At 71.1% G+C, this 18339-nt stretch carries 21 protein-coding genes; 10 read left to right on the forward strand and 11 right to left on the reverse strand.

The window, feature by feature from the left end; genetic code table 11:
• Positions 1-14 precede the first annotated feature (14 nt).
• Complete coding sequence (locus ACWEOZ_RS35070) at positions 15-269, forward strand: DUF2631 domain-containing protein (protein WP_451914960.1); 255 nt, start codon at positions 15-17, stop codon at positions 267-269.
• 57 nt (positions 270-326) lie between these two features.
• Here ACWEOZ_RS35070 and ACWEOZ_RS35075 read toward each other — a convergent pair whose 3' ends face one another.
• From ACWEOZ_RS35075 to ACWEOZ_RS35110, 8 genes are all read right to left on the reverse strand, one after another.
• Positions 327-1367, reverse strand: coding sequence for a DivIVA domain-containing protein (locus ACWEOZ_RS35075; RefSeq protein WP_451914961.1), 1041 nt, complete (start codon positions 1365-1367; stop codon positions 327-329).
• Between the two features lie 40 nt (positions 1368-1407).
• Positions 1408-2586, reverse strand: a complete 1179-nt coding sequence (gene rlmN / locus ACWEOZ_RS35080; RefSeq protein WP_451914962.1) for a 23S rRNA (adenine(2503)-C(2))-methyltransferase RlmN — start codon at positions 2584-2586, stop codon at positions 1408-1410.
• 34 nt (positions 2587-2620) lie between these two features.
• Positions 2621-3772, reverse strand: a complete 1152-nt coding sequence (locus tag ACWEOZ_RS35085; RefSeq protein ID WP_451914963.1) for a phosphatidate cytidylyltransferase — start codon at positions 3770-3772, stop codon at positions 2621-2623.
• The gene (gene frr / locus ACWEOZ_RS35090; RefSeq protein ID WP_360549888.1) at positions 3772-4329 is read right to left on the reverse strand and encodes a ribosome recycling factor; all 558 of its coding nucleotides are present in this window, start codon (positions 4327-4329) and stop codon (positions 3772-3774) included. The genes ACWEOZ_RS35085 and frr overlap by 1 nt, the downstream gene beginning before the upstream one ends.
• Before the next feature lie 58 nt (positions 4330-4387).
• Positions 4388-5122, reverse strand: a complete 735-nt coding sequence (gene pyrH / locus ACWEOZ_RS35095; protein ID WP_433732242.1) for a UMP kinase — start codon at positions 5120-5122, stop codon at positions 4388-4390.
• A 133-nt stretch (positions 5123-5255) separates the two neighbouring features.
• Positions 5256-6086 carry a translation elongation factor Ts gene (tsf, locus tag ACWEOZ_RS35100; protein ID WP_451914964.1) on the reverse strand — a complete coding sequence of 277 codons (831 nt, stop codon included), beginning with the start codon at positions 6084-6086 and terminating at the stop codon, positions 5256-5258.
• 78 nt (positions 6087-6164) lie between these two features.
• A complete protein-coding gene (gene rpsB, locus ACWEOZ_RS35105; RefSeq protein ID WP_451914965.1) occupies positions 6165-7106 on the reverse strand; it encodes a 30S ribosomal protein S2 in 942 nt (313 codons plus the stop codon).
• A 289-nt stretch (positions 7107-7395) separates the two neighbouring features.
• Complete coding sequence (locus ACWEOZ_RS35110) at positions 7396-8079, reverse strand: hypothetical protein (protein ID WP_451914966.1); 684 nt, start codon at positions 8077-8079, stop codon at positions 7396-7398.
• 238 nt (positions 8080-8317) lie between these two features.
• On the opposite strand from ACWEOZ_RS35110, the gene ACWEOZ_RS35115 reads away from it, so the two are divergent.
• The 3 genes from ACWEOZ_RS35115 (at position 8318) to dprA (ending at position 11683) form a co-directional block, all read left to right on the forward strand.
• Positions 8318-8677 carry a YraN family protein gene (locus ACWEOZ_RS35115; protein ID WP_451914967.1) on the forward strand — a complete coding sequence of 120 codons (360 nt, stop codon included), beginning with the start codon at positions 8318-8320 and terminating at the stop codon, positions 8675-8677.
• Positions 8678-10216, forward strand: a complete 1539-nt coding sequence (locus ACWEOZ_RS35120) for a YifB family Mg chelatase-like AAA ATPase (RefSeq protein WP_451914968.1) — start codon at positions 8678-8680, stop codon at positions 10214-10216. It abuts the gene before it with no gap.
• A gap of 264 nt (positions 10217-10480) precedes the next feature.
• Positions 10481-11683 (forward strand): DNA-processing protein DprA, encoded by a 1203-nt coding sequence (gene dprA, locus ACWEOZ_RS35125; RefSeq protein ID WP_451914969.1) that lies wholly within the window; start codon positions 10481-10483, stop codon positions 11681-11683.
• 9 nt (positions 11684-11692) lie between these two features.
• On the opposite strand, the gene ACWEOZ_RS35130 is transcribed toward dprA, so the two are convergent.
• Entirely contained in the window at positions 11693-11878 is a 186-nt protein-coding gene (locus ACWEOZ_RS35130) for a DNA-binding protein (protein WP_451914996.1), read from the reverse strand.
• Between the two features lie 452 nt (positions 11879-12330).
• Between ACWEOZ_RS35130 and ACWEOZ_RS35135 the strand changes: the two genes are divergently transcribed.
• From ACWEOZ_RS35135 to ACWEOZ_RS35155, 5 genes are all read left to right on the forward strand, one after another.
• The gene (locus tag ACWEOZ_RS35135) at positions 12331-12858 is read left to right on the forward strand and encodes an SAM-dependent methyltransferase (protein WP_451914970.1); all 528 of its coding nucleotides are present in this window, start codon (positions 12331-12333) and stop codon (positions 12856-12858) included.
• Positions 12859-12939: 81 nt separating this feature from the next.
• A complete protein-coding gene (locus ACWEOZ_RS35140; protein ID WP_451914971.1) occupies positions 12940-13749 on the forward strand; it encodes a GOLPH3/VPS74 family protein in 810 nt (269 codons plus the stop codon).
• Between the two features lie 51 nt (positions 13750-13800).
• The gene (locus ACWEOZ_RS35145) at positions 13801-15288 is read left to right on the forward strand and encodes an APC family permease (protein ID WP_451914972.1); all 1488 of its coding nucleotides are present in this window, start codon (positions 13801-13803) and stop codon (positions 15286-15288) included.
• Positions 15289-15306: 18 nt separating this feature from the next.
• Positions 15307-15918, forward strand: a complete 612-nt coding sequence (locus tag ACWEOZ_RS35150; RefSeq protein WP_451914973.1) for a GNAT family N-acetyltransferase — start codon at positions 15307-15309, stop codon at positions 15916-15918.
• Between the two features lie 57 nt (positions 15919-15975).
• Positions 15976-16863, forward strand: coding sequence for an SAM-dependent methyltransferase (locus tag ACWEOZ_RS35155; RefSeq protein ID WP_451914974.1), 888 nt, complete (start codon positions 15976-15978; stop codon positions 16861-16863).
• Positions 16864-16931: 68 nt separating this feature from the next.
• On the opposite strand, the gene ACWEOZ_RS35160 is transcribed toward ACWEOZ_RS35155, so the two are convergent.
• Positions 16932-17384, reverse strand: coding sequence for an N-acetyltransferase family protein (locus ACWEOZ_RS35160; RefSeq protein WP_451914975.1), 453 nt, complete (start codon positions 17382-17384; stop codon positions 16932-16934).
• A gap of 62 nt (positions 17385-17446) precedes the next feature.
• Here ACWEOZ_RS35160 and ACWEOZ_RS35165 point away from each other — a divergent pair, with 62 nt between their 5' ends.
• On the forward strand, positions 17447-17851 hold the full coding sequence (locus ACWEOZ_RS35165) for a GntR family transcriptional regulator (RefSeq protein ID WP_360549911.1): 405 nt from the start codon (positions 17447-17449) through the stop codon (positions 17849-17851).
• A gap of 15 nt (positions 17852-17866) precedes the next feature.
• Here ACWEOZ_RS35165 and ACWEOZ_RS35170 read toward each other — a convergent pair whose 3' ends face one another.
• The gene (locus ACWEOZ_RS35170; protein WP_451914976.1) at positions 17867-18328 is read right to left on the reverse strand and encodes a pyridoxamine 5'-phosphate oxidase family protein; all 462 of its coding nucleotides are present in this window, start codon (positions 18326-18328) and stop codon (positions 17867-17869) included.
• Positions 18329-18339 lie beyond the last annotated feature (11 nt).

Consider the following 18339-nt stretch of genomic DNA (forward strand, 5'->3'; position numbering starts at 1 on the left):
CGGCAGATGTGTCCGTGCCTGAGGAGGAACCGACAGTGGCAGCCGAGAACGAGCCGGTTTACGCGCCCGACCAGCTCAAGCCGGGCAATCGCAAGGGCGCTCAGCGCGGCGCGATCGGCGCGGCCGTGGTCCTGCTGCTGTACCTGGTGGGAAACCACGAGGGCAACACCGAGAACATCTGGATCATCGGCATCGCCGTCGGGCTGATCGCCATCGTCATCATCGACGTCGTGCTGCGCCGCAACGGCCTGCGGCCGAACGACCAGTAACCCCCGGACACGAGCAAGGCCCGCTCCCCGACGGGGGCGGGCCTTTGCCGTACGTGCTCAGCGGTGGCGCAGCAGGATGTCCTTGACCTCGCGCAGGGCCGCGTCGACCTCGGCCTCGAAGTAGCCACCCGGAACCAGCCCGAACTGCAGCGTGTCGAGCTCGTTCTCGGGGACGGGCATCGGGCCGCGGCCGGTCATGGCCTGCAGGATGCTCTCGAACAGCCGGTCCACCTGCACCGGGTCGTAACCGCTGCCGAACCGGCGCGGCTGGAACGTGCGGCGCAGCTGATCGACCCGGTAGAGCTCGGGGCTGCCGCCGGGGCCGCCACCCATCGGGGGGCCGCCCATCGGCGGGCCGCTCATCGGGGGCGCGCTCATCGGCGACGGGCCGCCGAAGCCACCCCGGTCCCGGTCGGGCATGCGGATCTCGGCCGTCATGTCGGTCTTGCCGTGCCGGCCCGGCTCGAAGCCGTCGTAGCTGCCCGTGTCGTAGCCCGCCGGAGCCGGGGGCCGCTGCTGTTGCTGCGGCTGACCGTACCCGGGCTCCTCATAGCGGCCGTACGGGTCCGGAGCGGGCATCTGGGGGCGCTGCGGGAGCTGCTGCGGCTGCATCCGGTCCTCGCGGCCGTACGGGTCCTCGCGGGCGAACTGGCTCTCGCGGGCGTACTGGTCGTCGCGGGCGTACTGGTCCTCGCGGGCGAACTGCCGGTCGTCGCGGACCGGTGCGGGCAGGCGCTCGGTGGGCGGCGCGGACCGGCCCAGCGCCTGGCTCATCCGGTCGCCCGGCATGCCGCCCCGCATGGGCTCCGGCTGCATCCGCTCCGGGGTCATCCGGGGGTCGGAGGCCCGCCCGCCGCGGTCCTCGAACTCGGCCAGCTGTCGCTCGACCCGGTCCAGGTGCAGGTCCACCTGCCACTCGTCGTAGCCACCGAAGCGCACGCGGAAGACGACGTCGTGCACCTCCTGGGCACCGACGGGCGCCCCGGACTGCTCGCCGGCCAGGGTCGCCTCGACCCGGTCCAGGAAAGCGTCGACCTCGTCGACCTTGTAACCGCGGCGCAGCGCGCGCCGCCGGAAACGCTGTCCCTGACTCGTCACAACGTCTCCCAAATCAGCGTCCGCAGGGAACTGAGCCCCGTCATCGTGCCACCTCCGCGTCGGCGACGGCGCCCCCAGCGTCCACCACCGTCAGCTCGCTTGCGGCCAATTGGCCGCATGCACCGTCGATCTCCCGCCCCCGGGTGTCTCGGACCGTGGTCGCCACGCCCGCGTCGCGCAGCCGGCGGACGAACTCCCGCTCGACCGGCTTGGGGCTGGCGTCCCACTTGCTGCCCGGCGTCGGGTTGAGCGGGATGAGATTCACATGCGCCAGCTTGCCGTGCAGGAGCCGGCCAAGCAGGTCGGCACGCCAGGGTTGATCGTTTACGTCCCTGATCAGGGCGTATTCGATGGAGATCCGACGACCGGTCTGCGCCGCGTAGTCGAACGCGGCATCGAGCACCTCGGCCACCTTCCAACGCTGGTTGACGGGCACAAGCTCATCGCGCAGATCATCATCGGGGGCGTGCAGGGACAGCGCAAGAGTCACGGACAACCCTTCGGCGATCAACCGCCGCATTGCGGGCACGAGGCCCACGGTGGAGACGGTGATGTGCCGTTGTGACAGACCCAGGCCCTCCGGGGCCGGAGCCACCAGCCGGCGCACGGCCTCGATCACCCGCGGGTAGTTGGCCAGCGGCTCGCCCATGCCCATGAACACGACCCGGGACAGCCGCGGCGGCGACCCGGTCACCGCGCCGGAGGCGGCGACACCGGCGAGATAGACGACCTGGTCGACGATCTCCGCGACGGATAGGTTGCGGGTCAGGCCGGCCTGGCCGGTGGCGCAGAACGGGCAGGCCATGCCGCACCCGGCCTGGCTGGACACGCACGCGGTGATCCGGTCGGGATAGCCCATCAGGACGCTCTCGACCATGGCGTTGTCGTGCAGCTTCCACAGCGTCTTGCGGGTCGCGCCGTCGTCACAGGCCAGCTCGCGCTGCGGGGTGAGCAGCATGGGCAGCAGGTCTTCGGTGAGCTTGGCGCGCGACGCGGCGGGCAGGTCGGTCATCGCGGCGGGGTCACGCACCAGCCGCCCGAAGTAGTGGGTGGAGAGCTGCTGGGCACGGAACGCGGGCTCGCCGAGCTCGGCGACGGCGGCGCGACGGCCGGCCAGGTCAAGGTCGGCGAGGTGGCGCGGCGGCATCGCGGGGCGACGGCGGGTGACCACCGCGTCGGGGGTGTCGGGGCTGGTCGGGATGACCGGAAGAATCGTCATGGCGTATCCAGTCTCCCACGTCGGGCACACATGCCTACCCCGGCGGCGCGATGAGCCAGAGCAGCAGGAAAGCCGTCGGCACCGCGAAGAGGATCGAGTCGAGCCGGTCCATCAGGCCGCCGTGACCGGGCAGCAGGTTGCTCATGTCCTTGATGCCGATGTCGCGCTTGAGCATCGACTCCGCCAGATCGCCCACCACGGCGACCACCGAGAGCACGGCACCGAACAGCAGGCCCCAGTAGAACGGGACGTCGAGCAGGAAGTACGCCAGGGCGGAACTGCCGACAGCCGCCGCGACCACCGAGCCGGCGAAGCCCTCCCAGGACTTCTTGGGGCTGATCGTGGGGGCCATCGGGCGCTTGCCGAAGAAGACGCCGGCCGCGTAACCGCCGGTGTCCGACAGCACCACCGCGAGCAGGGTGATCAGGACCCGGTAGTGGCCGTCGTCGGGCTTGGCCAGCAGCACGCCGAAGCTGAGCAGGAACGGCACGTAGACGGCGATCAGCGCGGTGGCGGCGAAGTCCTTGCCGAGACCCTGGGGGCCGTCGGCCACCCGCCACAGCAGCGTGGCCAGGACGGTGACCACCAGGCCGAGGATCAGCGCGTCGGTGCTGCCGTACCAGGCCAGGCCGGTCATCAGCACGCCGCCGGCGACCAGCGGGATCAGCGGCGGCCGGGCGCCGGTGACCTTGAGCGCCCGGACCATCTCCCAGATGCCCAGGCCGGCGGCGAGCGCGATGACCCCGAGGAAGGCCTGCTTCCAGACGAACAGGGAGGCCAGGACGACCAGGATCATGCTGACCCCGACCGCGATGGCGGCGGGCAGGTTGCGGCCCGCGCGGCCGGCCGGCTTCACCGGTGGCTTGCCGCCACGCCCGGCGCGGCGCCGGCCCGGCCCACGGGATCCCTCCGCTTCGGTCGCGGTCAGCTCCCACTCGGCCTGGGACGTCGAGGTGGCGGCCACCGGCGGATCCCAGGGCGGGGCGACCGGCTCGGGGCCGGGCGTGAAGGCGTTCCACACCGGGCCGCTCTCGGCTGCCTCCTGGGCGGCCTGGCGGCGGTGCGCGGCGTACGGGTCGGGCTCCTCGGCGGGCCCGTCGAGGCCGTACGGGGCCGGGACGTCGGGTTGCCCGGACGCCCGGCCACCGGAAGGGGTCTGCCCACCGCGGGGCTCGAGGTACGACATCAGACCTCGAGCAGCTCTGCTTCCTTGTTCTTGACCAGCTCGTCGACCACCGCGACATAGCGGTGCGTGACGTCGTCGAGCTCCTTCTCGGCGCGGCGGCCGTCGTCCTCGCCGGCCTCGCCGTCCTTGACCAGACGGTCGAGCTGCTCCTTGGCCTTGCGGCGCACGTTGCGGATCGCCACGCGCCCCTCCTCGGCCTTGGTGCGGGCCACCTTGATCATCTCGCGGCGGCGTTCCTCGGTCATCTGGGGCAGGTTGATCCGCAGCTGCGTACCTTCGTTGTTGGGGTTGACCCCCAGGTCCGAGTCGCGGATCGCGCGCTCGATCGGGCCCAGCTGGGACGCGTCGTACGGCTTGACGATCACCATGCGCGGCTCCGGCACGCCGACCGAGGCCATCTGGGTGATCGGGGTCAGGGCGCCGTAGTAGTCGACGACGATCTTGGAGAACATCGCCGGCGTGGCACGGCCCGTACGGATCGCGGCGAACTCCTCCTTGGCGTGCTCGACCGCGCTCTCCATCTTCTCTTCGGCCTCGAAGAGGGTCTCGTCGATCACCGCTCCGTCGCCTCCTTGTTCCTCGTGGTCGTTGCGAAAGTGTGGGGTAAGCGCGGGATCACGTGGTGATCAGGGTGCCGATCTTCTCACCGCTGACGGCGCGGACGATCGTGTCGTCGCCCTGGGCGCCGAAGACCAGCATCGGCAGGCCGTTCTCCTCGCAGAGGCTGAACGCGGCCTGGTCGGCGACGCGCAGGCCCTGCTGGAGCACGCTGGCGAAGGTGATGTGGTCGATCTTGCGGGCGTCCGGGTCGGTCCGCGGGTCGGCGGTGTAGACCCCGTCGACGCCGTTCTTGCTCATCAGCACGAGATCAGCGTGGATCTCCAGCGCGCGCTGGGCGGTGACCGTGTCGGTGGAGAAGTACGGCATGCCGGCGCCGGCGCCGAAGATGACGACGCGGCCCTTCTCGAGGTGCCGGATGGCGCGCAGCGGGATGTACGGCTCGGCGACCTGGGCCATCGTGATCGCGGTCTGCACCCGCGTCTCGATGCCCTCCTTCTCGAGGAAGTCCTGCAGGGCCAGGCAGTTCATGACCGTGCCGAGCATGCCCATGTAGTCGGCCCGGTTGCGGTCCATGCCGCGCTTCTGCAGCTCGGCGCCGCGGAAGAAGTTGCCGCCACCGACGACGACCGCGATCTGCACGCCGCGGCGGGTGGCCGTGGCGATCTGCCGGGCGATGCCCTGCACGACGTCGGGGTCGACACCGACCGCGCCGCCGCCGAAGACCTCACCGGAGAGCTTCAGCACGACCCGCCGGGGCCGCTCGGCCCGGGGCGCCGTGACCTCGTCCATCACGACAGCCTGCTCGGTCACCATCGTCATGCCGGTCCGCCCTTTCCTTCGCTGACTCCGAGACCCTATGTGACGGGGAGGCCGGGCGCTTGTCTCGCGTCCCGGCCTCCCGCGCAGTGCGCTGGTGCCTGGATTACTCCTGGCCGACCTCGAACCGGACGAAGCGGGTGACTTCGATCCCGGAATCGGCGGTGACCTGCTTGACGGTCTTCTTGTTGTCGGTGACCGACGGCTGCTCCAGCAGGACGAAGTCCTTGAAGAACGAGTTCACCCGGCCCTCGACGATCTTGGGCAGCGCCTGCTCGGGCTTGCCCTCCTCGCGCGCGGTCTGCTCGGCGATGCGACGCTCCGACTCCACGGTCTCGGCGGGCACCTCCTCGCGGGTGAGGAACTTCGGCCGCATGGCGGCGATCTGCATGCCGACCGCGCGGGCGTCGTCGTCGCCGGCCTCGTCGGTCTTGCCGGTGTACTCCACCAGCACGCCGACCTGCGGCGGCAGGTCCTGCGCCTTGCGGTGCAGGTAGACCGCGACGTTGCCGTCGAGGATGGCGAAGCGGTTGAGCACGATCTTCTCGCCGATCTTGGCCGAGAAGTCCTGGATCACGTCGGCCACGGCGCGGCCGTCGGCCAGCGTGGAGGCCAGCAGCGCGGCGGCGTCGGCCAGCTTGGCCTGCTCGCCGTGCTCGACCAGGGTCTGACCCAGCGCGACGAAGTCGGGGGTCTTGGCGACGAAGTCGGTCTCGCAGTTGAGCTCGAGCAGCGCCTTGCCGGAGTGCGCCACGATGCCGTTGGCGGCGGTCCGGCCGGCCCGCTTGCCGACGTCCTTGGCACCCTTGATGCGCAGGAACTCGACGGCCTGGTCGAAGTCACCGTCCGACTCGTCGAGCGCCTTCTTGCAGTCCATCATGCCGGCGCCGGTGAGGTCGCGGAGCTTCTTCACGTCCGCGGCGGTGTAGTTGGCCATGACTCTCTCTCGATGCTTGAGGTCCGGGATCTTCCGGGGGCCGGCCGCCGCGGGGCGGCGGCCGGCGTCCTTGAGGTGTTACTCCGCGGTGGCGGCGACGGGCTCGGCAACCGCGGTCGGGTTGTCCGGAACGGCGTCGACGGCCGAGGTGGCGTCGTTGCCGGCAACGGCGGGCGCGGCTTCCCCGGCGACCGGCGCGGTGGCGGTCTCGGTGTCAGCGGCCTTCTTGTCGGCGCCCTCGTAGAGGTCGCGCTCCCACTCGGGCAGCGGCTCACCGGCGGCGACGGTGCCCGGCTCGGGCTTGTCGTCGGCGTTGCCGCGGTTGCGGCCGGAGCGCTTGATCAGACCGTCCGCGACGGCGGCGGCGATGACCTTGGTCAGCAGCTCGGCCGAGCGGATCGCGTCGTCGTTGCCCGGGATCGGGAAGTCGACCTCGTCCGGGTCGCAGTTGGTGTCCAGCACCGCGATGACCGGGATGCCCAGCTTGCGGGCCTCGTCGACGGCGATGTGCTCCTTCTTGGTGTCGACGACCCAGATCGCCGACGGCACCTTCGTCATGTCCCGCAGACCACCGAGGGTCTTGGTGAGCTTGGTCTGCTCACGGAACAGCTGAAGGGTCTCCTTCTTGGTGTAGCCGGCGGCGGTACCGGTGAGGTCGCCGATCGCCTCGAGCTCCTTCATGCGCTGGAGCCGCTTGTACACCGTCTGGAAGTTGGTCAGCATGCCACCGAGCCAGCGGTGGTTGACGTACGGCTGGCCCACGCGGGTCGCGTGCTCCGCGATCGCCTCCTGGGCCTGCTTCTTGGTGCCGACGAAGAGGATGTGGCCACCCTCGGCGACGGTGTCCCGCACGTAGGCGTAGGCCTTCTCGATGTAGTCGAGGGTCTGGCGCAGGTCGATGATGTAGATGCCGTTGCGCTCCGTCATGATGAATCGCTTCATCTTCGGATTCCAGCGCCGGGTCTGGTGCCCGAAGTGGACACCGCTCTCCAGCAGCTGACGCATGGTCACGACGGCCATGGTGAATTGCTCCCTGCTATTCCCTGGTTGTCACGCTCACCGGCGGTGTGCGTCCTGGCGCCCGGTCGCCGGCCCAGGCGGGCCCGAAAGGATCGGGACCAGGGAGGACCGTCGCTGACGGCTCATGACCCTCGCCGGACAGGTGCAGCCGGTGAGTGATCAATCATGGCTCGTGCAGAAGGCGCGCGAAGTCGACCGCACGGGGCGGTCGCCGTCGACAAGCATACGCCGTGAGCGACGCGGCCCGCTTCCGGGCGGACGCCGCCCGAATTCCGGGCCTTTTGTCGGATTAAGCGACGGCGAGCGCGGCGGCCAGCAGCAGGACCAGACCGATCGGAAGGTACGCGAGCGGCGGGCGCAGCCAGGCCTCACGAGCACTCGCCCGGCCGGCACCGGCCAGCGAGTACAACCCGAAACCGGTCAGCGGAAGCCCGAGGGTCAGCAGAACCGCGGGCACGACGCCCCGGGCAGTGGCGTCGTCGATGAACGCGGCCCGGATCAGCAAGAGCAACGCCGGGATCAACAGGACGACGGTGACGCCGGCGAACATCATGGCCGAAACCGGACGGCGCGAGCGGTACACCGGGTCAGGGGCTCCGGCGCGCACGCCTCCGCCCGTCATCGGAACCATGCTGGTCGGCTCGTTGTAGGGGGAGGCCGCCGGCGGCGGGGGCTCCGGCGTGGCGCCGTACGTGGTGGTCGTGGTGACCGTGGACACGGCCGGGGCGTCGGCGAGCGACGTGGCGCCGCTGCTCGGCCGGACCGCCGGATATTCCGGGCCGCGTACGGGGATCCGGATCGAGCCGGAATCGGCGGACGACAACGCGTGGCTGCCGGAGGTCGTCACCGGATCGGGGGACGCATAACCGGCCGGTGGCGCCGAGTACGGGTCGGCGGAGCGCTGGTCCGGCAACCGGAACGCACCACTGGGACGCTCGTGCACAGCCGAGTCGTACGGGTTCGTCTCGGGCACCTGAGCTGCGTACGGGCTCGGGACCTCGGTTGCCCGCTGCCCCGTGTACCAGCTGGGTTCCGGCTCTTCGGCGTACCGGCGATGTCCTTCCACGATTTCGCACCGTAGGTGACGCGGGGTCCGGATGCCACCGCTGGGACTTATCAGATGCCGACGATGACGCTGCGGTTATCCACAATCGCCCTCTGTCCACAACCGGTCCCGCGCGAGGACCCCCGGATGCGCGACGGTCGCCGCCATGACAACCGAGAGAAGGGCGGTCGGCGCGTACGGCGAGCGACTGGCCGAACGGCATCTGCGCGATCAGGGCCTGGTGGTGCTCGCCCGCAACTGGCGCTGCGCCGACGGTGAGGTCGACCTGATCCTGCGCGACGGTGACGACGTCGTCTTCTGCGAGGTCAAGACCCGCCGCGGCGCCTCCTTCGGCACGCCGGCCGAAGCGATCCGCCCGGCCAAGGTCCGTCGCCTGCGCCGGCTGGCGGCCCGCTGGCTCGAGCAGGCGGGAGTGCGCCCCCGGGAGGTCCGCTTCGACGTCGTGGCGGTGCTCCCCCAGCCGCGCGGAGCGACCGTGGTCGAGCACGTCCGAGCGGCGTTCTAGGTGAGCTACGCGCGGGTGCTGTGCGTCGGGCTCGTCGGCGTCGAAGGACACCTGGTCGAGGTGGAGGCGGACCTGTCGCCCGGCCTGCCGGCGGTCGTCCTCACCGGCTTGCCGGACACCGCGCTGCACGAGGCCCGCGACCGGGTGCGGGCGGCGGTGGTGAACTCGGGTCAGAACTGGCCCAACCGGCGCATCACGGTGAACCTGCTGCCGGCCACGGTGCCCAAGCACGGCAGCGCGTTCGATCTGGCGATCGCGTGCGCGCTGCTGGCCGGGGCGGGCGAGCTGCCACCGGCACCGCTGGAGGGCGTGGTGGTGCTGGGCGAGCTCGGCCTGGACGGCGCGGTGCGGCCGATCCGCGGGGTGCTGCCGATGGTGGCGGCGGCCGCGCGGGCGGGGATCAGCCGGGTGATCGTGCCGCTGGGCAACGCCCGCGAGGCGACGGTGGTGCCCGGGATGACGGTGCGCGGGGTCGACTCGCTGCACCGGCTGGTCGCGTACGTCCGGGGCGAGGACCGCCTGCTGGAGCCGCCACCCGCGCAGCCGGCGCCGGCCTCCGGCGGACCCGACCTGGCCGACGTGGCCGGGCAGGAGCTGGGTCGATACGCGCTCGAGGTGGCGGCGGCCGGCGGCCACCACCTCGCCTTGATCGGGCCGCCCGGCGCGGGAAAGACCATGCTGGCCGAGCGCCTGCCGTCACTCCTGCCCGAGCTGGACGACACCTCGGCCCTGGAAGTGACAGCGCTGCAGTCGATCGCGGGCGTGCTCCCACCGGACGGCGGCCTGGTACGCCGCCCGCCGTTCCAGGCACCCCACCACAGCGCGAGCCTGGCGGCGCTGGTCGGCGGGGGTTCGGGCCTGGCCCGGCCGGGCGCGCTGTCATTGGCGCACCGCGGGGTCCTGTTCCTGGACGAGGCCCCGGAGTTCGCCAACGCGACCCTGCAGGCGCTGCGCCAGCCGTTGGAGAGCGGGCGGGTGCGGCTGGCCCGGGCCCGGGGCAGCACCGAATATCCGGCCCGGGTGCAGGTGGTGCTGGCGGCGAACCCGTGCCCGTGCGCGAACCCGGCGGGCGACCAGTTCTGCGTGTGCTCGGCCACGGCCCGCCGCCGGTACCTGGCGAAACTGTCCGGCCCCCTGCTCGACCGGATCGACATCCAGATCCGGATCCAGCCGCTGAGTGCCGCCCAGCTGATGACGACCGCCGGCCCCGCCGAGTCATCGGCCGTGGTGGCGGCCCGGGTGGCCCGAGCGCGGGCGGCGGCCGCCGAACGGTGGTCGGAGGCGGGGTGGCGGGTGAACGCGGAAGTGCCGGGTTCGCACCTGCGGCGGCCGCCGTGGCGACTCGCGGCGAAGGACACGGCGGCGTTGCGGGCGGGGCTGGACCGGGGGTCGCTGTCGGCGCGGGGATTCGACCGGATCCTGCGACTCGCCTGGTCTATCGCGGATCTGGACGGGCGGGACCGGCCGACGGGCCCGCACGTCCACGAGGCGGCACAACTACGAATGGGAGAGGCCCATGACCGAAGAGACCAGACCTGACCAGCAGCTGTCACCCTCCTCGCCCCGGGATGCCCGGCAATCCGCGGCGCTGACCTCGCCACGGGTCGTTGCGGAGTCTGGTGCGGCGCGGGATCCGGCCGCATCGGGCGCGGAGCTGGCACCAGTCCTCCCGCTGTGGCCGGAGGGCGGGTCGAGGGCCTTGACCAGGTGGCCGCTCGGCGGGCGGCACCGCCGCAGACGCCGGCCCTGGCTGACCCTCACCTCCCCGATCCCGTCCGGGGACGACGACGGCGGGAGGGCGGCATGAGCGGGTCGCGACCCGGCGACGACGCCGACCGGATGGCGCGGGTCGCCCTCACCTGGCTGGCCGAGCCCGGCAACCGGGCCGTGTGGCAGCTCGTGCAGGCGGGAGGGGCCGAGGCCACACTCCATCGGCTGCTGGAGGGGGACATCCCGGAGTCGACATTGCGCGCCGCTGTCATCTCCCGGTCGAGCGCCGGCGACCCGCGCAGGCTGGCCGAGGCGACGCTGCGCCGGGCCGACCGGCTGGGCGCTCGCGTGGTGGTCCCCGCCGATCCGGAGTGGCCGGACGGCGTGGACACCCTCAGCACCCTCGAACTCGACGGCGGCGACCGGATCAACCGTGACGTCCGCCCGCCGCTGTGCCTGTGGGTCCGGGGCGCGCGGCGGCTCGACGAGGCATTCGCTCGTTCGGTCGCGGTGGTGGGCGCCCGCGCGGCGACCAGCTACGGCATCCACGTGACGAACGAGCTCGCGTACGGGCTGGCCGACCACGGCTGGACGGTGGTGTCCGGCGGCGCGTTCGGCATCGACGCGGCGGCGCACCGGGCGGCGCTGACGGCGGACGGGCTGACGGTTGCCGTGCTGGCGTGCGGGGTCGACCGGCCGTACCCGGTGGGGAACTCCGCCATGTTCGAGCAGATAGCGGAAAGCGGTCTGCTGATGAGCGAGTGGCCGCCGGGCTCGGACCCGCTGAGGCACAGGTTCCTGATCCGCAACCGGGTCATCGCGGCGGCGACAGTGGGAACGGTCATCGTCGAGGCGGCCGCCCGCAGCGGCGCGGTGCAGACCCTGAGCAGGACGGTCGCGCTGGGGCGGCGGGCCATGGTCGTACCGGGCCCGGTGACGTCAGCGATGTCGGTGGGCTGTCATGAGCTGTTGCGCCGGCATCCGGAGACGGTCGTCGTGACCGGCCCGGCCCAGGTGCTCGAAGAAGTCGGCCGGATCGGCGAGTACCTGGCAGAGATACCCCGGGGCCGGGATCACGCCCGGGACGACCTGGACGAGGATTCCGCGCTGGTGCTGGAGGCGATCCCCCGCCGCGGAACGGTCGGCCCGGAGGAACTGGCGGCCAGGGCGGGGCTGGGCGTACGCACGGTGCTGCGCCGGCTCTCCCTGCTGGAGATGGCCGGCCTGGTGGTACGCCGGAGCGACGGCGTGGCACTGGCCCGCCCGGCCAGACGAGCGCCGCCGGATCCGGTGTAGACGGCGGCGTCAGGCCTCGGCGTCGTCGACGTCCCGCCGGTGCGCCTTCATCCAGGCCTCGACGTCCTCGGTCGCCCACACCTTGCCCTGGGCCAGATCGGCGACAGGCGCGGGAAAGTCCGCCCTGCTGGTGATCTGGTACGCGCGCTGACGACTGACCCCACCCAGGCGAAGGCGGATCTCGTGCGCGCCCATCAATCGAATCGGCTTGCTTCCCACATGATCGACCGTAGACGTATGACTATTAGTCATGGGTCAACTTCGCAAAGGACAGCTAGTCGCTCGTCAACTACGGTGACCGCATGACTTCCCAAGCCGACCGTCCGCCGGTTGGTCGCGGGTTCACGGCCATTGCGCACGGGCGCAGCCTCGAGAGCCGGAAGCCGGATGGCCAACCCTGACAATCGGACCCCCGGAAAGGCGGCCGGATGAGCATTCGTCGCAGGCGGCGTCTTGACCCGGTCCCGCACGAGCCGTCCCACAAACGCGTCTGGCGATCGTGGTGGCGACGTTGCTCGTGCGGACTCTCAGCCCCATGTGTGGACCGCCTGGTCCCCGCACCACGACTGCCGTTCCCTCCGGCCCGGAACAAACGAAATGCACCGGTCACCCGCCTGCAGCCGGGCGGCGACACCAGAAGTGTCAGCATGCCGGACGTCGCGAGTGCCTGGCACCACCAGGCGAGCTGGCCAGCAAGCGCACCGACCGGGCCCGGCACCGCTCGCGCACCGGCCCACTCGGCGCACCAGGTCACCACACACGGCGTCGCTCACGCGGCAACGCACGAGGTCGCTCAGGCAGCCACATACGAGGTCGCTCAAGCCGCCACGCACGAGGTCGCCCAGGCCGCCACATACGAGGTCGCCCAGGCCGCCAATTCCGGGGCGCGCAAAGCCCATGTCGAAGCGCCCCCACCCGGCAGTTACGTGACGCTGACACATCTCAGCAACAGCCGACCAGAAGCGACCGGCAACGCTGCAGATGCTCCCTACCCGGATGTCACCACGCCGCCGATTCCCCACCCCACCGCGCAGATCGGCGGGTTGTTCGACGGGCTGCTGCTGGTCGACCCCGGACTGTTGACCCCAGGGTGGTGGCGCCCAGAGCCGGACCTCGACCCAGGCGAGGACACCCGGCGGACGTGCGCCGGCGTCCCCCGCCTGTCCGCCCGCTGAGCGCCCGGTCCGGAGCCGGCACCGGTCGCTACTCCGCTACGCCTTCGACCGCGAACTCCCCACGCAGAAAGGAACATCGTCATGCCGTCAGCGGAGCCGACGCGGCTCACCGACGATCTGTGGCTCGCCGCGCACGACGGCGTCAAAGGCGCTTGCTTGATCGGTGACTGGCCGCTCGGGGTCGGGCTGGCCACCGGGCTGCTGGCCGAGCTGATCCACGGCCGGTTCCTGGAGCTGCGCGAGGGCGAACTGTTCCGCACGCAGGACGGGGCGGCCGCCCTGCCGAGCGATCCGGCGCTGCGCCCGGTGCTGGTCACCATGCAGGCCGAGGAGCAGACCTGGCCTCCCCAGCCGGCCCCGGCGCAGGTACGGGCGACAGCGCACGAGGAGCAGTGGGGACCACGGGCCTGGGAACGCGGTGCCTGGCCACCGCCGGTGCAGCAGGAGACCCGGCACCGCCGGCCCGGCCACCCACTCAACGCGTGGATCTCTTACCTGGCCTACGACAGCCGCGCGGAGGCCCGAGTTCTCGACCGGCTGTCCCGCACCGGCCTGGTCCAGCGGGAAGAGCACCGCCGGCTGTTCGGCGGCACCACGGTGCGATACGTGCCCTTCGACTCGTACGCGTCCGGGACACCGGCGAACTCCATCACGCACGCCGTGCAGACCGGACGAGCCCTGCCCAGGGCCGACGTCATTCTCGCCGGTCTGTTCCTGGCCACCGGGCTGCACCACCACGCCCTGGCCACGCTGTCGCCGTACGAGCGGTCCTTGCTCACCCAGCAGATCCAGACCGGTCTGGCCGACCCCCACGAGCCCGGCATCAGAGCGATGTTGCGCGAGCTGCTGCACGCGGCCGACGCCGCGATCGGCGAGGCCGCCATGCGCTGACCACCCCACGCATCTCCTTACCCCTCAACCCTTTTGCAGGAGGAACCCCCGGTGTCCGCACCTCCCTCTGTCGTCCAGACCAGCGTCTCCTACGCGCTCGCACGTAACCGGCTCGGCCCGTTCGCCATCGGCTCAGCCATCGCCTCGTCCGTGGCCCCGCTGACCGTCATCACCCTCGTCGTGCCCCTCGCCCTGGCGGCGACCGGACTGCTGGGCTTTCCGATCGCGATCATCGCCGTCGCCGCCATCCTGATGATCTACGCCGTCGGCTACCTCGCCATGGCCCGGCACATCCCCAACGCCGGCGCGTTCTACGCCTACGTCGCCCACGGCATCGGCCGCCCGTTCGGCGTCGGCACCTCCTGGTTCGCCCTGGCCACCTACACCAGCTTCCAACTCTGCTGCTACGGCGCGTTCGGCGCCGCCATCGGCGCACCCCTGCTCAGCGACTGGCTCGGCTTCGACGTGCACTGGTTCATCCCGGCCGTCCTCGCCTGGGCCCTGGTCGCCCTCCTCGGCGCCAACGAGGTCAAACTCTCCGGCTACGTCCTGGTCTTCCTCGTCATCGCCGAAACCGCCCTGGTCGTGCTCTACAGCCTGGCCATCATGTTCACCTCCGGCTTCACGTTCTCCGGCCCGGCCATGAACATCAGCGACCTGTCCGGACCCAGCCTCGGCGTGCTCATCGTGCTCGGCGCGACCTCGTTCGCCGGCGTCGAACAATCGGTGGTCTACATCGAGGAAAGCAAAGACCCCCGACGCACCATCCCGACCGCCACCTACGTCACCATCGCCGTCATCGGCGCCGCCTACGCCCTCGCCTCCTGGGTGCAGATCTCCGCCGCCGGACCGAAGCCCATCGACCGGGCCGCCGCCGAAGGCGCCGACCTGTTCTTCAACGAAGCCACCGTCATGCTCGGCCACGCCGCCGTCACCGTCGGGAAGATCCTGCTCGGCACCGGCCTGATCGCCGCGCTGCTGGCCTTCCACAACGCCATCGCCCGCTACACCTTCGCCCTCGGCCGCGAAGGCGTCCTCCCCCGGCTGTTCGGCCGCACCACCATCAAAGGCGCACCCCGCAACGCCTCCCTGGCCCAGACCACCCTCGCCCTGGCCGTGCTGATCCTCTACGCCATCGCCGGCTGGGACCCCCTCGTGCAGTTGTTCTACTGGGGCTCCACCACCGGCGGCCTGGGCATCCTGCTGCTCTACACCCTGACCAGCATCGCCGTCATCGGCTTCTTCACCGGCAACACCCATGGCGAAAACCTGTGGCAACGCCGCATCGCACCCCTGCTCGCCACCACCGTCCTGCTGGTCGTCGCCTACCTCGCCATCGACAACCTGGCCGGCCTCTACGGCGTCACCCCCGGCACCGGCCCCGCCCGGATCGTGCCCATCGCTCTACTGACGATCTTCGGCGCCGGCACCGCCTGGGGCCTGATCCTGCGGCGCACCCGGCCCGACGTCTACGAGGGCATCGGCCGCGGTGCCCGCAGCGCCACCGCCTCGTCCTCCGGCCTGTCCGCCATCCTCTGACCGAAAGGACCCACCCGCATGACCAGCACCGACACCACCCCGACGCTGCGCCTCGCCGGGCCGGACGACATCGACACGGTGGCCGACATCATCGCCGACGCGTTCGACCACTTGAAGGTCATCCACTATCTCGTCCCCGACCCGTCCCGGCGCCGGACGATCACCCGGGACTGGTACCGCCTCTACGTCACCCACGCCATCAACGGCGCGGGACAGGTCGTCGTGACCACAGACGCCGGCGCCGCCGCCGTCTGGTTCGACCGCACCCACGAAGCGCACGAGCCCGAGGGGTACGAGAAACACCTGGCCGATCTCGCCGGGGAGCACCTGCCCCGTTTCCAGCACCTCGATCTGCAGATGGAAGCCCACCACCCCACCGACCCGCACTGGCACCTGCTGTTCCTCGCCGTACGCCCCGACCGGTGGAGCCACGGGCTGGGCAGCCGGCTGATGGACCACACCCACAGCCGGCTCGACACCGACCGCACCCCCGCCTACCTGGAAGCCACCGGTCTGCAGAACCGGGCCCTCTACCGGCGGCACGGCTACCGGGACATGGACCCGCCGGCCATCACGGTCACCGGCGACACCGTGCTGTACCGCATGTGGAGACCTGCGCGGAACGGCTGACGACCCCACGCCCCTCCCCAGGCCATGCCCGACGCTCGACCTAGGACCCCGATCGCCATGACGAAACCCTCACCCGATCCGCGCGACCCCGACGCCCTGATCGCGGAGCGGCGACGTGACCTCACGCGTCACGTCGCCGCCTACGGCGAGAGTCCGATCGACGTAACCCGTCCGTCGCCGGCCCGCCGCTACAACGATCTGCAGGGCGGCAAGGACAACTTCCGGGCCGACCGTGACTCCGCCGCGACTTTGCAGCAGGCCTTGCCCAGCATCCGCCTGGCGGCCAGGGAACTACGCCGGTGCATGGAACGTCAGGTCGCCTACCTCGCCGAGCAGGGCGTGCGACAGTTCCTCGACATCGGATGCGGGTTGCCGCAGGAGCCGAACGTGCACGAGGTCGCCCAAGCCGTCGACCCCACCAGCCGCATCGTGTACGTCGACTGCGACGAACTGGTCGGCTCCCACTCCCGCGCGCTGCTCATCGGCAGCCCGGAAGGCACGATCCAGTTCCTGGACGGCGACCTGACCGACATCGGTACGGTCCTGAGCCACGAGACCACCCGCGAGGTGCTCGACTTCAGCCAGCCGATCGCGGTGCTGCTCCTGGCCGTGCTGCACTTCATCGTCGACGACCAGCGGGCCCACGCGGCGGTCGACCAGATCAGAGCCGCCCTGGCCCCCGGCTCGTACGTGGCCCTGACCCATGTCACCTACGACCCGCTCGAACCGAGGACGGCCGCGCAGCTCGCCGAGCTGGCGGACAGCAGGGACCACGGACCGTTCAAGGCACGCACTCGCCAGGAGGTCGCGGCGTTCCTCCACGGTTTGGAGCTCGTCGAGCCGGGCTTGGTGTCGACCGTCGAGTGGCGCCCGGAGCGCGACCCGCAGCCGGAGGCCACCCCCTACCAGGCGGTCGCGTATGCCGCGATCGGCCGCCTGCCGTGATCATCACCGCGACGTCCGCGGCACCCACACCGCCACGGCCGCGACCGCGCTTCGGCACAGCTTTCGCGCTACCCGCCCGTTCCCTGATCACGTCGGTAGTTGTAGACGATGAAGCCGCTGTAGTCCGCCAAGGTGTCGTACAGCGCCCGCCCATCGCGATTGTCCAACGTGGTGTTCCAGTACAAACGGGGCGCGTCGTGTTCTTCCGCGTCCCGAGCGACCCAGTGCAGGATGGCCCTGGCCACGCCCTGCCGCCGGGCCTGCGGAGCCACGAACAGATCGGCCAGATAACAGCGGCCGGCTCCCCACAGGCTGGTGTGGAAGTAGTAGTGAGCCAGACCCACCATCGTCCCGTCGAGCCGGGCGGCGACCCCGCGGATCTCGTCGCGGGCGACCATCCGGCGCCAGGTCCGGTCATAGAGTTCGTCACTGATCTCGGTGCCGAAGTGCTCGTTGTAGCGCCGGGTGAGAGCCTCCCACTCAGCGTGATCCTCTTCGGTCAAGAGGCTGATCTCCACCATCCCGCCCCTCCTCACCACAGGTAACCGTCTGACCGGCAATACGATGACGTACCGTAAAGGTCATGATCGACCCCTCGGCTGATCGCGCGGTTTTCCGCCAGCTCGCCGATCTCCTGCGCGACCAGATCCAGTCGGGCGCCCTCGCACCCGGCGAGCCGCTGCCGAGCGAGTTGCGGCTGGCCCAGGAGCACGGCATCAGCCGCACCACCGTGCGTCAGGCGATCGGCCAGCTCCGCACGGAGGGCCTGGTCACGGTCGACCGCCCACGAGGGACCTTCGTCCGTGTCCCGGAGCCGACCGAGCTCATCACCTTGCGCCGCGGCGAGAAAGCCGGCGCCCGCATGCCGACCGACGCGGAGCGCCGTGCCTACCGGCTGGCCGAAGGCGTGCCGGTCCTGGTGATCACGGCACCGGACGGCACCACGACCGTGCACCCGGCGGACCGGGTCCAGCTGACCCGCCCCTGAGCCGGGTGCGGCCCTTCACTTCCGAGTCCGGCGGCGGTATCCGTGGGTCGCATCCCACGACTCGATGACCAGGTGATCCGCGGGCACCCCGAGATAAGTGAGGGACGCCTCCGTCACGTCGACCCGCAAGTAGCCTGCCCCCGGCACCGGCTCCTCCCCTGGCGGCGGCATCTCCACCGCTTTGCCGGCCAGCTTCGCGTCGCCGAGCCACTTCTCCGGTGCGTCCACCGGCGGCTCGAGGGTCGGGCTGTGCACCGCTATCCGCGGATCGCGCCGCACGTCGAGCAGCTTCATCGAGCCGCCCATCATGCCGAACGTCACTTCGCCGTTGTCGAACGTCAACTCCGTCGCACTGATCCGCGGCGCACCGTCCCGGCGCAACGTCGCGATCGTCTTGTTGGTCCCCGCGTCGAAGCGGGCCCGCACCTTCGCCGCGAACTCGGCGAACTCGTCCTCGATCTCCTGCCACCTCGCCATGCACCGACCCT

It is taken from the genome of Actinoplanes sp. NPDC004185 (assembly GCF_053603475.1).